Source organism: Glutamicibacter sp. NPDC087344, from assembly GCF_044744225.1.
Taxonomy (GTDB): domain Bacteria; phylum Actinomycetota; class Actinomycetes; order Actinomycetales; family Micrococcaceae; genus Glutamicibacter.
In genome coordinates, this window is the sequence record NZ_JBIUXY010000007.1 from 1 (window position 1) to 13,290 (window position 13,290).

Annotated in this window: 11 protein-coding genes; 7 read left to right on the plus strand and 4 right to left on the minus strand. The window is 61.8% G+C overall.

What is annotated here, in order from left to right; translation table 11 throughout:
• Window positions 1-183: 183 nt before the first annotated feature.
• Both mmsA and mmsB read left to right on the plus strand, forming a co-directional pair.
• The gene (mmsA, locus tag ACIOWL_RS13320) at window positions 184-1,722 is read left to right on the plus strand and encodes a multiple monosaccharide ABC transporter ATP-binding protein (RefSeq protein ID WP_400385854.1); all 1,539 of its coding nucleotides are present in this window, start codon (window positions 184-186) and stop codon (window positions 1,720-1,722) included.
• The gene (gene mmsB / locus ACIOWL_RS13325; protein ID WP_400385857.1) at window positions 1,719-2,900 is read left to right on the plus strand and encodes a multiple monosaccharide ABC transporter permease; all 1,182 of its coding nucleotides are present in this window, start codon (window positions 1,719-1,721) and stop codon (window positions 2,898-2,900) included. Before mmsA ends, mmsB begins: the two co-directional genes overlap by 4 nt.
• Before the next feature lie 188 nt (window positions 2,901-3,088).
• Here the strand turns inward: mmsB and ACIOWL_RS13330 are convergent, their stop codons facing one another.
• Window positions 3,089-3,601 carry an ester cyclase gene (locus ACIOWL_RS13330; RefSeq protein WP_400385860.1) on the minus strand — a complete coding sequence of 171 codons (513 nt, stop codon included), beginning with the start codon at window positions 3,599-3,601 and terminating at the stop codon, window positions 3,089-3,091.
• 220 nt (window positions 3,602-3,821) lie between these two features.
• Between ACIOWL_RS13330 and ACIOWL_RS13335 the strand changes: the two genes are divergently transcribed.
• Window positions 3,822-4,526: a helix-turn-helix domain-containing protein gene (locus ACIOWL_RS13335; protein WP_400385863.1), complete on the plus strand. Its 705-nt coding sequence runs from the start codon at window positions 3,822-3,824 to the stop codon at window positions 4,524-4,526.
• Between the two features lie 250 nt (window positions 4,527-4,776).
• On the opposite strand, the gene ACIOWL_RS13340 is transcribed toward ACIOWL_RS13335, so the two are convergent.
• On the minus strand, window positions 4,777-6,462 hold the full coding sequence (locus ACIOWL_RS13340; RefSeq protein ID WP_400385866.1) for an FAD-dependent monooxygenase: 1,686 nt from the start codon (window positions 6,460-6,462) through the stop codon (window positions 4,777-4,779).
• Window positions 6,463-6,474: 12 nt separating this feature from the next.
• The gene (locus tag ACIOWL_RS13345; RefSeq protein WP_400385868.1) at window positions 6,475-7,827 is read right to left on the minus strand and encodes an MFS transporter; all 1,353 of its coding nucleotides are present in this window, start codon (window positions 7,825-7,827) and stop codon (window positions 6,475-6,477) included.
• Window positions 7,828-7,976: 149 nt separating this feature from the next.
• On the opposite strand from ACIOWL_RS13345, the gene ACIOWL_RS13350 reads away from it, so the two are divergent.
• Window positions 7,977-8,792, plus strand: a complete 816-nt coding sequence (locus tag ACIOWL_RS13350) for an IclR family transcriptional regulator (protein ID WP_400385871.1) — start codon at window positions 7,977-7,979, stop codon at window positions 8,790-8,792.
• Between the two features lie 91 nt (window positions 8,793-8,883).
• On the opposite strand, the gene ACIOWL_RS13355 is transcribed toward ACIOWL_RS13350, so the two are convergent.
• Complete coding sequence (locus ACIOWL_RS13355; RefSeq protein ID WP_400385874.1) at window positions 8,884-10,140, minus strand: DUF3500 domain-containing protein; 1,257 nt, start codon at window positions 10,138-10,140, stop codon at window positions 8,884-8,886.
• Window positions 10,141-10,324: 184 nt separating this feature from the next.
• Between ACIOWL_RS13355 and ACIOWL_RS13360 the strand changes: the two genes are divergently transcribed.
• From ACIOWL_RS13360 to ACIOWL_RS13370, 3 genes are read left to right on the plus strand one after another with little or no spacing between them, the layout of a single operon-like run.
• A complete protein-coding gene (locus ACIOWL_RS13360) occupies window positions 10,325-11,203 on the plus strand; it encodes a fumarylacetoacetate hydrolase family protein (protein ID WP_400385877.1) in 879 nt (292 codons plus the stop codon).
• Window positions 11,200-12,432, plus strand: coding sequence for a CaiB/BaiF CoA transferase family protein (locus ACIOWL_RS13365; RefSeq protein ID WP_400385880.1), 1,233 nt, complete (start codon window positions 11,200-11,202; stop codon window positions 12,430-12,432). Before ACIOWL_RS13360 ends, ACIOWL_RS13365 begins: the two co-directional genes overlap by 4 nt.
• Window positions 12,429-13,274 carry an enoyl-CoA hydratase/isomerase family protein gene (locus tag ACIOWL_RS13370; protein ID WP_400385883.1) on the plus strand — a complete coding sequence of 282 codons (846 nt, stop codon included), beginning with the start codon at window positions 12,429-12,431 and terminating at the stop codon, window positions 13,272-13,274. Before ACIOWL_RS13365 ends, ACIOWL_RS13370 begins: the two co-directional genes overlap by 4 nt.
• Window positions 13,275-13,290: the final 16 nt, after the last annotated feature.

Consider the following 13,290-nt stretch of genomic DNA (forward strand, 5'->3'; position numbering starts at 1 on the left):
CGCGGTGGGCGGGCCGCCCCACCAAACCCCGCTCGGGGGGTTCCTCCCCCCACCCCACCCCACTTACGCCGGCCCCCCCCCCCCCCCCCCCGCCCCCCCCCCGGGGGGGGGGGGGGGGGGGCGCCCCCCCCCCCCCCCCAACCCAACACATCGATCACAGATCACAGCAAGGACCTCTGTACCATGCAGACCACCATCCTGCAGATGCAGGACATCACCAAGACCTTCCCCGGAGTCAAGGCGCTGGACGGCGTGAATCTCACGGTGCGCCAGAATGAAATCCACGCCATCTGCGGCGAGAACGGTGCCGGCAAATCCACCCTCATGAAGGTGCTCTCCGGGGTCTACCCGCACGGCAGCTACGAGGGACGCATCCTTTTTGAGGGGCAGGAACTCAAAGCCTCCAGCATTAAGGATTCCGAAGCCCAAGGCATCGTCATCATCCACCAGGAACTCGCCCTGGTTCCCTACCTTTCGGTGGCGGAGAACATTTTCCTGGGGAATGAAAACCAACGCGGCGGATTCATTGACTGGAACGACACCAACCAGCGTGCCGCGCAGCTGCTCTCCCGTGTCGGCCTTGCCGAACAGCCGGTTACCCCGGTCGGCCAGCTCGGTGTCGGCAAGCAGCAGCTTGTCGAGATCGCCAAGGCGCTGAGCAAAAACGTGAAGCTGCTGATCCTCGATGAGCCCACCGCGGCGCTGAACGACGAGGACTCGGCCCATCTGCTGCAGCTGCTGCGCGAATTGCGTGACCAGGGGGTCACCTCGATCATCATCTCCCACAAACTCGGGGAGATCGAAGACATTGCGGACACCACCACCATCATCCGCGACGGCCAGTCCGTTGAAGCGCTGGACATGTCCGACCCGGCCTCCACCCAGAACCGCATCATCCGGGGTATGGTCGGCCGCGAACTGTCCGCACGGTATCCGGAGCGCACCCCGCAGATCGGAGACGTTGTCTTCGAGGTCAAGGATTGGTCGGTCTACCACCCAACCCAGCACGAACGAAAGGTCGTGGACAACGCCTCGCTGGATGTCCGCGCCGGGGAAATTGTCGGGATCGCCGGGCTCATGGGCGCGGGCCGCACCGAGCTGGCGATGAGCATTTTCGGACACAGCTACGGGCGCAACATCAGCGGCGAGGTCCACATGGGCGGCCGGTTGGTGGATACCTCCACCGTCGGCAACGCGATCAAGGCCGGTGTTGCCTACGTGTCCGAAGACCGCAAAAAGTTCGGCCTGAATCTTATTGAAGATATCCGTGTGAACACCACCGCGGCGGGCCTGTCCAAGATCTCCACCAACGGTTTTGTGGACGGCAACAAGGAAATCCAAATTGCCGAGCACTATCGCAAGTCGATGCGCATCAAAACCCCCAACGTGATGGCCAAAACCGGCAACCTTTCCGGCGGCAACCAGCAGAAGGTGGTGCTGGGCAAGTGGCTGCACACCGCACCGGAACTGCTGATCCTTGACGAACCCACCCGCGGCATCGACGTGGGTGCCAAGTACGAGATTTACACGATCATCAACGAACTGGCGGCCGCTGGCAAGGCCGTGCTGGTGATCTCCTCGGAGCTACCCGAACTGCTGGGTATCTGCGATCGCATCTATACCCTGGCCTACGGTCGATTGACCGGGCAGCTGCCCGTTGCCGAGGCCACCCAGGAACGCCTCATGGAGCTCATGACCATCGAGAAGGAAAGCACCCGATGACCGTAACAACCGAGCTGAAGAATCTCTTCACCAAAAATCTGCGCACCAGCGGCATTTATATTGCCTTTGTGCTCATCGTGGTGCTGTTCACCATTCTGACCAACGGGCTGCTGCTGAGCCCGACCAATATCACCAACATTGTCCTGCAGTACTCCTACGTGATGGTGCTCGCCCTGGGCATGATCATGGTGATTGTTGCCGGACACATTGATTTGTCCGTGGGTTCGCTGGTCGCGCTGACTGGTGCGGTGTCCGCGGTGCTTGTGATCAAACAAGATATGCCCTGGTGGGTCGGCTTGGTTGCCGGTATCGCCGTGGGTGCACTGTGCGGGCTGTGGCAAGGTTTCTGGGTTGCCTATGTGGGAATCCCGGCGTTTATCGTCACCTTGGCCGGCATGTTGCTTTTCCGCGGTTTGACCTACGTGGTGCTCAGCAACGTCTCGCTCTCCCCATTCCCCGGTGGATACCAGCAGATTGCCGGCGGCTTCCTGAACGGTTTGCTCGGCGGCTACGGGTATGACCTGTTCACCATGATCATCGGCGTGATTGCCGTGGCCGGCCTGGTCTTTTCGCAGTGGCGTACCCGCCAGGGCCGGGTCAAGTTCGGCCAGCAGGTCGAGTCGCTGGCCATGTTCCTGATCAAGAACGGCCTGTCGGCCATCATCATCCTCTGGTTCTTCTGGCAGATTGCCACCAGCCGCGGCATGCCAATTGTGCTGATGGTGCTCGGTGTGCTGATCATCGGCTACCACGTGCTGACCACCCGGACCGTGTTCGGCCGCCACATCTACGCGATTGGCGGCAACCTGTCAGCAGCCAAGCTCTCGGGTGTGAACGTGAAGAAGGTGAACCTGTGGATCTTCATCAACATGGGTCTGCTCACCGGCATCGCCGGCGTGCTGTTCTCCTCGCGATCCAACGGCGCCCAGCCGGGTGCCGGCAACATGTTTGAGCTTGATGCCATTGCGGCCTGTTTCATCGGCGGTGCCTCCACCACCGGCGGTGTGGGCCGAGTGACCGGCGCCATCGTTGGCGGCCTGGTGATGGCGGTGCTCTCCAACGGCATGCAGCTGATGGGTGTGGGCGCCTCCACCCAGCAGATCGTCAAGGGCCTGGTGCTGTTGATTGCCGTAGCCTTCGATATCTACAACAAGCGTCGCGCCGGGGAAGCGAACTAAACCACAGCGGCAAACCACGTGTTCCCCAGCGTCCGCACTGAATCTCAGTGGCGGACCTGGGGAACACTGTTGTTTAACCATGGATGCGGCTTCGGGAGGCCGCGCAATCCATATCTGGGCCAAACAATCCGAACACTGTTTTTGCTGGCCGATGAACAGGGGAAACCAACAAAAACGAACGAAGCTTCCTAGAACATGGTGTTCAGGTTGGCCGACTCGTCAGGGACGTCTTGGATAACGTCCCAGTGTTCAAGGATTTTTCCATCTTCAACACGGAAGATGTCGACAACAGCGGTTTCCTTGTCAATCGAGGCGTCGGTCGAGCGGACGTGCAGGTACACCAGGTCGCCGTCCGTTGAGCTGCGGACAATCTCTGCCTTGGACTCGGGGTTCTCCAGGAAGTAGCCGCTGAAGAACGAGACGAACGGTTCCTTGCCATCCGGCACCGAGGGGTTGTGCTGGATGTAGTCGTCGGCAACAACTTCGGCTGCCTCTTCTGGTTCGTGCTCATTGAAGAACTTATTATAGAAATCGACAACGAGTTTTCGGTTGGCTTCCTCGTTGTGTAGATCGCGGGCACCGGCAGCTGATGAGCTGGAGACTTCTGCTGCGGGTTCGGACGTGTTGCATGCGGCAAGGGCCAGGACTGCAGGGAAAATTGCGGCCAATGCCAATGCCTGTGAGGTCTTGATTTTTTTCATAACACGTCCAGATTAGGTTTCGTCCGGTGGGTGCTTCAAGGTAAATTCGGGAGGATCAGTGGTAGGTTTCGGCAACAACCCCATTCCCAATATTTCCTTTCAGACCCCCGATTCAACCAAACGGCTGCAAGTTGTCGAGCTGTCTAAACTTGGTGTGACCGGGCCGCGCAGGGCGTCATTTCACAAAGCGCAGCGGCCGAATTTCGACCTGCTGATAACGGTGAATTCAGGATCGCTCTGCCATGATGTCGACTTCGAACCCTACCGCGTGGCCGCCGGAGATTATCTGTGGGTGCATGCAAATCAAATCCAACAGTGGGGAAGCCTCGCGGGTGTCACCGGACTTGCGGTGCTTTTCAGATCCGAAATCCTGACCCCCGCCGCCATAGAGCACCTGCACCATTCACAAGTGTGGTTCAGGACCGTTTACCGGCACGAAGAGATCCCGCAGCACGCTGCGGCGTTGGTGCAGATCCTCCGGGACACGGAAAATTCGGACGACTCGACACCGAACTTGAGTGCCGAAAGAATCCTTGAATCACTGTTGTTGCAGCTTCCCGCCGCAGCTCACGCCAACACCGGCCTCCGCGGGCTGAGCGTTTACGAGCAGTTCGTTTCACTGCTGGATGTGGACGGAAGCGTACAGCGTTCGGTGCAGCACTTCGCCACCCTGATGGATTGCTCGGCCAAAAAAATCAATGAAGCGGTCAAGGAGCGAAGCGGCCGGACCGTGAAACAGGCAATCGACGAAAGATTGGTGCTCGAAGCCAAACGCCATCTCGCGTATCGCCCGGACTTGCCCATTCGAGCCGTGGCGGAAACGTTGGGATTCGATGACACCGCGAATTTCGCGAAGTTCTTCAAGCGGCTCGAACACCAGACTCCTGGTTCGTGGCGCGCCTCATTTACGGGGGAGACTGATTGACTTTCAGCATTGAATGCTTAAGTTTTTACCCGTTGAATGCCGAAACTCAATCATTCGGGACTGGCCTTCACTGTCCGGAAGCTTCCAATCTGACACGCACAGCCTTGGGTAGTCACCGGCATTTGGAGGTGACCACCCAAGGGATCTGCGCGCCAGGCTGAGCCCATAAGCTACCTGCTGGCAAAACCCAGAGGTTGGGAACTTGCGCAGGGCGTTGGGTGGCGGGCTGCTGACCGGCCAGATCCGTCACTCACACCAGGGTGGCGCTTCGGCTCCCGGTGCACAATTGCAACGCGTCGATGACGCTGCTCAGGTCGTTGCCCTGCCACCCCACGTGCTGATCCGGGCGAACCAGTAACGCCTGCGCCGACCAGCGGCTGTCTTCGGGCAGCTGTTGGGTGTCGATGTTGCGGACCGTGAGCGGGATGCCCGAAGTCTCGGCGAACTCCCGGATTTGAGCGATAGTTCGCAGGTTCTCCTGACCGTGTGCTGTTTGCCGGTCCAACAGCAGGGTGAAACCGGTTCCGAGTTCGTCATACAGGGCGTGGCCGGGACCCAACCAGGCATGGGGCAGCAGGCAGCCGGGGGTCGTGCTGGGTGTGTAATTGATCGGATGCGCGGCCGGCGGCTGGGTGCCGTCCGGGACAATAATCGGTGAATCCGCGTAGTGGTAGCCGAGCACCAGGCCGAGCGAGTGGAATTCGCTGGCCTTGACCTCGAGTTGTTCCCGGGCCACGGCTCGGGCCTGTTCACCTTCTGGGCCCGCGGTGTTCAGCATCGAGCTGGCAAAATCGTAGGCCAGCGCCTTGCCGTTGTTCGCCGCATCCGCAATGGTGCGTTGGGCTACCTGCCGGCGTTCCGGTTCGTAGCTTTCAAGCAGCTTCACCTCGGCCCACCCCTGCAGCACCGCGGCAAGCTTCCACGCCAGATTGCTTGCATCGCCAATGCAGGTGTTGAACCCGTGGCCGCCCCACGGCGGGTTCAGGTGCGCTGCATCCCCCACCAAATAGACGCCGGCACGGCCGTAGGAGGAGGCCAGCAGCATCCGCGCGGTCCACGGGTCCGTGGCCAAGATCTGCAGGTCAACGTCCGCGCCCACCATGGTGTGGATGGCGGCTGTGACATCGAAGTCGGGGTCTTGGGCGTCCACACCTTGGATGATCGCCCACCAGGTATCTGCCAGATCCATCCTACCGATCATGCCCGATACCCCTTCGGAGAGCACCCAGTACTGGACCGCCGGGTCGAGCTCCACCCGCTGCGCCAGTTCGGGCGCGGTGAATACCGCGCTGACATTGGACAGCGCCGCCGAGCCGCCCTCAAGCTTGATGCCCAGAGACTTGCGCACCACGGAACTTGAGCCATCGGCGCCAATGACAAAGTCGGCGCTCACGGAGTATTGATTTCCGGCGGCATCTTCGCAGCTGACCTGATGGCGAGGGTGGCCGTAGGCGCTGAGGGTCGAAAGTTGTGCCACACCCGTGACCGTGTGCCCGATCCAGGTGGTGATCAGCGGGTTGCTGGCGACCTTTGCGCGGAGCACCTTTTCGACAATCGGCTGGGGGACCTGTTGGCCGCATTCGGGCTGCCAGCGGTAGGGCCCGCGGGAGAGCTGGAACGCCTCATGGAAGCGGGTGATCTCAAAACCGGTCAGCGTGGAACAAAAAATGACGTCTTGGGAGTACTCCATCGGCAATGAGGCCGCCTGGCGCAGGGTATCGGCCAGCCCCAGGCGCCTGAGATGGGTCATGGTGCGGGCGTTGGTTGTCTTGGCGCGGGGGCGCAGGTGATCGATCTGCTCACGAGGTTCGATCAGCAGGGATTTGATGCCGCGCTGGGCCAGATCCAGGGCCAGGAACAGGCCGCTGGGGCCGCCGCCGCAAATGACCACCGGGGTGTGAGTGGGGCAGGCTGGGTGTTGCTGTGTGGTGCTCATGATTTCCTAATGTCACTTTGAGGTAGGCAGTGTGGGGGAGGGTGCAGGGGCCGGAACGGCGCCTGCCGCGTCGGAAGATGTTGGGGCCGGTGCGCCGGGTTTGACGCGGGGCAGGCTCAGCATGATCAGCGCCCCGAAGACTGCGGGAACTGCGAAGGCGATGGCGGCTCCGGCCACACCGGTTCCGGTGGCGATGATCAGCGCTCCGTAGGTTGGCCCCGCAATGGCGCCCAGGCGTCCGATGGCCAGCGCCCATCCCAGGCCGGTGGCCCGGATGGAGGCCGGGTAGAACTGGGCGATGTAGTCGTTGATCTGGTTCTGCGTGCCCATGCCGCCAAAACCGGTCAGCGCAACCAGCAGCATCATCAGTGCGGTGGGAGGGTTGAAAGTCATTAACATCAGCGCGATGGCCGCGGTGGAGAAGCCGAACACCACCAGTGGTTTGACCCCGATGCGTTGCCCGATCATGGAGGCGATGACCGTGCCGAGCATGGCGCCGATCGAGTAGGCCAACAGGAATGACACCGAGGAACCTAGGCCGTAGCCCGCGTTGCGCATGATCTGCGGCAGCCAGGTGCTCACCCCGAACATGGTGAGCATGGACAGCAGGGTCACCACCCAGATGCGCATGGAACGGGCCCGAAGCTCGGCGCCGAACAGGCGCCGGGTGGGATTTAGCTGCTCCGCGGTGGACACGGCGGCGTGCGTCGGTGCCGGTGGATTCAGGCCATAGGCGGCGCAGACCTGTGCGGCCTGGGCTGAACGGCCAGCGTTGGCCAAAAACGCCGGGGACTCGGGAAGGTACTTCCAAGCCAGCGCCGCGGCAATCAATCCGAAGGAGCCAATCGCGTAGACCGGGCGGAATGAGTAGGTTTCGATCAGCAGCATGGAACTCAGCGACGCGATCACCGTTCCCAAGGCCGGGCCGGTCAGCACAATTCCCAGGGTGAGCGACTTCCGCTCGGGCAAGGCGAACTCATTGGCCAGCGCCACCGCGGTGGGCAGCAGCCCTCCGACGCCGAAGCAGGCGATGAAGCGTGCCGCCGCGAAAATTTCCCATGTGGGTGCGAAGGCGCAAACCAGCATGAATACCGAGAAGAGCACCACGGAACCGATCAGGATTTTCCGCCGGCCTAGTTTGTCGGTCAGCATTCCAACCACCAGGGAGCCGATGAGCATGCCGACCAACGCCAGGCTGCCCACGGTTCCCGCCTGCGCCGCGGTGATATTAAAAGGATCTTGGCCGATGAGTGCCGGAAGCGTTGTTCCGTAGACGTAGAGATCGTAACCGTCGGCAATGAGGCTCAGCCAGCAAATGAAGTACACAAGCGTTCGTGACCGATGGGTGGCGGTTAGCGGTGTCATCGTTGTCTCCCTTGGCAAGATTCTGGACAGTGGCGCCCCCACGCGAGGGCCCTGTATGAATCTTGCGGTTTTTGACAGGCCGAAAGTGCGGGTGTTTCAATGAGTGGAACATAATTTGTGGAGTAGATCACGTTGGGAGCTGGGTTTATTTGGGAACTGCTGGTGGGCGGCCTGCCCAGGGGGAGCCGGTGATCGACCGGGCGTTTGCCATCCTTGGCGCCTTTCAAGACACCCGGCGCGTTTTATCGGTTTCTGAGATCTCCCGGATCACTGCAATTCCCAAGGCAACCGCGTGGCGGCTTATCGGCCACCTCACGCGGTGGGGAGCGCTGGAGAAAACCGAAGACGGCCGGTATGTCATCGGTGTGCGCATGTGGGAACTTGCCTCGTTGGCGCCCCGAGGGCACGGAATCCGCGATATTGCGCTTCCGCACCTTGAAGACCTGTATGCGGCAACCGGCCACCACGTCATCCTGGCGATCCGGGACGGGGCAGAGGCTGTGATGGTGGATCGGTTGTCCTCGCCGCAGGCTCCCGAAGTGGCCTACCGGGTGGGAGGGCGCATGCCCCTGCGCAGCACCGCGGTTGGCCGGGTGCTGTTGGCTCACTGCACGGTGGCAGAAACGACCCGGATCTTGGAGCAGGAACCAGAAGCCGAACCGGGTGGCGCACCGTTGGACATTTCCGGGATGCGGCAGGTGCTGGCGCATGTGAAACAGACCGGGTTCAGCGTGGTGCGCCGGACGCTGCCGAGCCGGACCATCTCGGTGGCCGCCGCGATCAAGGACGACGCCGGCAAGGTGGTTGCGGCCCTGTCGGTGGTGATGCCGGAAGGGTCCGCGGCGCCGCAGTCGCTGTGGCCTGCGGTGGGGACCGCGGCCAGAACCATATCCCGGAGCTTGGGGTACAGCTCCCCGACCGCCCCCGGGTACGTGCAGGAGCTCAGGTCCTCACCTCAAAACTGAACGAGCCGGGTGGCAAAAACGCCGGCATCCCACGGTTGATGAGCGTGGGATGCCGGCGTGCTGCATGGCGGGGGACCGGGTGGGAAGCCGGCTAGGCGACGGGCTGGGAGTGCGCCTGCTGCCACTGGCGCACCCAGGAGCGGCCGTAGTCATTTCCGTGAGGGGTTCGCATCACCGTATGCACATGGAATCGTTTGGGTGAGTTGTAGTCCAGGAAAACACCGCAATGATGATCAAGCTCCACAATGATCAGCGGAGACTGGATGCGGTAGTAAAAAACATCACCCGGGGCGCTGCCGCCAATCCAGGAAAACCACGTCTCGTCCAGGTGTTCCCGAAGCTCCCGCAGCCTGGCTGCCCGGGGACCGCTGGGCAGCGGCGAAATGAATTCATCAAGGATCGCAAACACCAGATTCTGGGCCTCGGATTCCATGTCGGCCACGCGGATTCCTTCGAAGGGAATGACACGATTATCCTGAAAGGCCCCCGCGAGATGCCGCTCGTCTCCTGGGTGCACACGCCCTTCGGGCATGGCCGGGTCGACAATCTGCTTATACAGGGTTGCCGCGCCACGCAGCTCGGCAGGCAAGGCGGCCATCAGCTCGGTGGCGAGGTCGATGCGCCGGTCAAAGGCGCGCAGCCCCTGGTGCGGGCCCTCATCGATTTCATTGGGTTCGGCGCCGAAAAAGACCGGGCCGAGCGTCATCCGGCCGTCCACCACCAGGCAATTTACCGCACAGTGATGCCCGTAAAGCTGCCACCCCCAGGGATTGGTCGGATGGGGTGTGCCGTAGATGGCGAAGTTGTAGCTGAACTCATTGAGGATGCTTTCCAAGCCAACGGTTTCCCCGAGGAACCCGTTGATCAGCATCATGCCGTGGGCCAGTTCGTAGCCTTCGGGGCTTAGTGATGTTTTCACAAGCTCAAGGACCTTGGCGCGCACCTGGGGAGGCTGGAATTCCAGGCGAAGTCCGGTGTCGAACTGCATGAATTCCGGGTTGGCCCAGGTTTGCCACTGCACCGCATCTACCGGGTAGAGAAGTTTCTCGCGATCTTCGAGGGCAAGGTCGCCCAGCAGCGATTCGGCGGCCTCGACCATGGCGGCCACCGGGGCTTCTTCACCCGGTTGCGCCGGCTGGAATGGGTGCAGCCCTTCGCGCAGGGTGCCGGCCTCGGTGACTCCGTGAAATGGCTGCAGATACAGCGGGGTCCAGCCTTCGATGAGATTTCCGGTAAAGCTGCCTTTCGCCCGTGCGGCCAGCCGGTATTCGTAGGCGTCCAAACCTTTGACCTCCTGAATGCGAGGGTGGCCTTCAGGGAAAAGGTAGCGGCGGAATTCGGTGGTCATGAGTTCACTCCTTCGGACTCGAGGATCAGGGAAAGCACCGTTGGCTCAGACTATCTGCTGGTGCGGGGAACATGATCTCGGGCTGTACATGAACCCGGATCTGTGTCATGCTCCAATTCAAACATAAAAGGTGCGAATGTTTTAGACCTTTTGGGAAATGGTAGAAATCGACGGAGGAAAACCCATGAAGATTGTTGGTGTGAAGGCTGAAAACGGTCAGGTGAACGTTGCTTCCCTGGCTGAAGACGGGCAGAGTGTTGAAATCCTCGCCGGCCTGGAGGAGTTCTGGGAAGCCCCTTCGCGGTTCGTGGCTGAAGCGGGAGATGGCCAGGTTATTTCCGCGTCGGGTATTGAATTTGTTCCACCGGTGTTGCCCGGAGCGCGGGTGATCTGTGTGGGACTTAATTACCTGAAGCATGTCGCCGAAGGCAGCTTCAAGAACGAGGAACTTCCGCAATACCCAACACTTTTCGCCCGCTGGACCCAATCCCTGACCGTTGACGGGGCCGAAATTCCGGTTCCCACCGGCGAAGCCGGGCTGGACTGGGAAGGAGAAATTGTCGCCTGGGTTGGCGACACTCTGGTTGATGCCGAGCCTGATCAGGCACTCAACGCGGTGCTTGGTTTCTCTGCCTTCAACGACCTGACCGCACGCCGGGCACAGAAACTGACCTCGCAGTGGATTCTTGGCAAAAACGCGGACAACTCCGGCCCGCTAGGCCCCATGATTCCAGCCGCTGAGGTTGGAGATCTCCGCGACGGCCTGCAGGTCACCACCCGAGTCAACGGGGAAGTGGTCCAGGATGGCAACACCCAGGAAATGGTCTATACCCTCGGAGAAACCCTGGCGCATATTTCCAAAACCTTCACGCTCAGGCCCGGAGACCTGCTGGCGACCGGAACACCCTCCGGGGTGGGGTACGCCCGCGAACCCCAGTGGCTGCTTCAGCCCGGGGACACCGTGGAAGTCGAGATTGAACGCATCGGAAAAATCAGCAATACCATCGTGGGCAACGAAGCACGCCACGCTGCGCTCGCCGCATCCGAGGGAGCACTGCGGTGAGCGCGCGGCTGCCACTGGAGGGTGTGAAGGTCCTTGACCTGAGCCGCGCCCTGGCCGGCCCCTACTGCAGCGCGCTGCTCGCTGACCTCGGCGCCGAGATCATCAAGGTCGAAAGCCTCAAGGGCGGGGATGTCACCAGGCAGTGGCCCCCGTTTGAAGGGGAGCACAGCCTGTACTTCGACTCAACCAACCGCAACAAGTCATCCATCGCGCTGGACCTGTATTCGGCCACAGGCCAGGAGGTCTTGAGGCAATTGGCGGCAGGGTGCGACGTCCTGCTGGAGAATTTCAGGCCCGGGGTGATGGACAAGCTTGGCCTCTCGGCGCAGAACCTGCGTGAGAAGTATCCGGAACTTATCGTGGCGTCCATTACGGGATTCGGGACAACCGGCCCCTTGCAGGATGCCGCCGGGCTGGACCAGGTGGCCCAGGGGATGGCCGGACTGATGTCGGTGACCGGGCCGGACGCCGAGCACCCCTACCGCTTCGGGGTGCCGATCATCGACATGGTCTCGGGAATTTTCACGGCGCTAGGAATCACCGCGTCGCTGGCCGCCCGCGCCACCGGCGGCCACAGCCCGTGGGTTTCCACCTCACTTCTTGAATCAGCGCTCGCGTTATCCGCCTTCCACGGCCAGCGCTACCTCAGCACCGGCGACATCCCGGTTCCGTTGGGCAATGACCACGCCTCGCTGACACCCTATGGAACTTTTAATACCGCTGATATTCCGTTGATTATCGCCGTGGGCAACGAACGGCAGTGGCAACAGCTGTGCCAGATCCTGGGCAATCCGGACCTTGCCGACGACCCCCGGTTCCGCACCGGACGGGACCGCACCGCGCACCGCGCCGAGTTGAAGGTGTTGCTTGAAGAGCTGCTCTCGACCCGTGCGGCTGCCTCCTGGATGGAAGCCATCCGCGCCGACGGTATTCCCTGCGGCCCGATCTACAACTACGCGCAGGCCTTTGCCGATGAGCAGGTGCAGGCGCTGAAAATGGTGCAACAGCTGACACGCCAGGATGGAAGCGACCTGCCCATCCTGCGCGGACCGCTGAATCTTGACGGGGTCGCCACCACGGTGCGCAAGGCGCCTCCCGGCCTGGGTGAAGACACCGTGCAGGTGCTCTCCGGCTTCGGGTTCACCCCCGAACAGATCGAGGAGCTCAAACGCTCCGGTGTTGTTCTCGGCGCACACGAGCCGGTGGCCAGCGGGGCCGGTCGGCCATGAACGCCTCCGCGGTAGTTCACGGGACCCGCACCGAGCATCTGAAGGTTTCCCGCGAGGCGGGGACCGCGTGGATCATCATTGATCGCCTGGAAAAACGCAACGCACTCTCACCGCAGATGTGGGCAGAGCTGCCCCAGATGCTTCGGCAGCTGGATGAAGACCCTACGGTGCGGGTGATCGGGCTGCGTGGAGCGGGCAAAACCTTCTCCGCGGGGGCGGATATCGCCGAGGTGCTGGACTGCCTGATCGACAACGGCACCGGTGTGCCGCGCGGGGGCCTTTTGACCCGGGCGGCCCAAGCGCTTGCCGCGGTGCGCAAGGCAACGGTGTGTGTGCTTGAAGGTTATTGCATGGGCGGGGCCTGGATGCTGGCCCAGGCCTGCGACCTGCGGGTGGCGGCCGAGTCCGTGCGTATTGGATTAACCCCGTCGCGGATTGGAATCATCTACCCCGAATACGGGATCAACATGCTGGTGCGCATGGTCGGTCCGGCGGTTGCCTCCGAGCTGCTGCTCACCGGCGATACCATCACCGCGGCAGAGGCCCGGCGCTGTGGAATGCTCACCCGGGTGGTGGCCGAAGAGGATCTGGAACATGAGGTTCTGGATTTATGCGGCCGGCTGGAACGCAACTCGCAGCTGTCGGTGCAAGCCCAGAAGTACCTGATTGCCGCCGCCGGGGAAAACACTGGGCGACCCTCGGGAGATCAAATAATCCAGGACCTGTTCGCGCAGGTCGCCGCCGGCCCGGATGCCCACCTAGGAAGACTTGCGTTCCTCGGTAAGCAGGCCCCGGTTTTCGAGTGGTCTGGCGAGAGATTCTGGTCCGCGCCGCGGAAATAGTTGCGGGGGAGCGTTA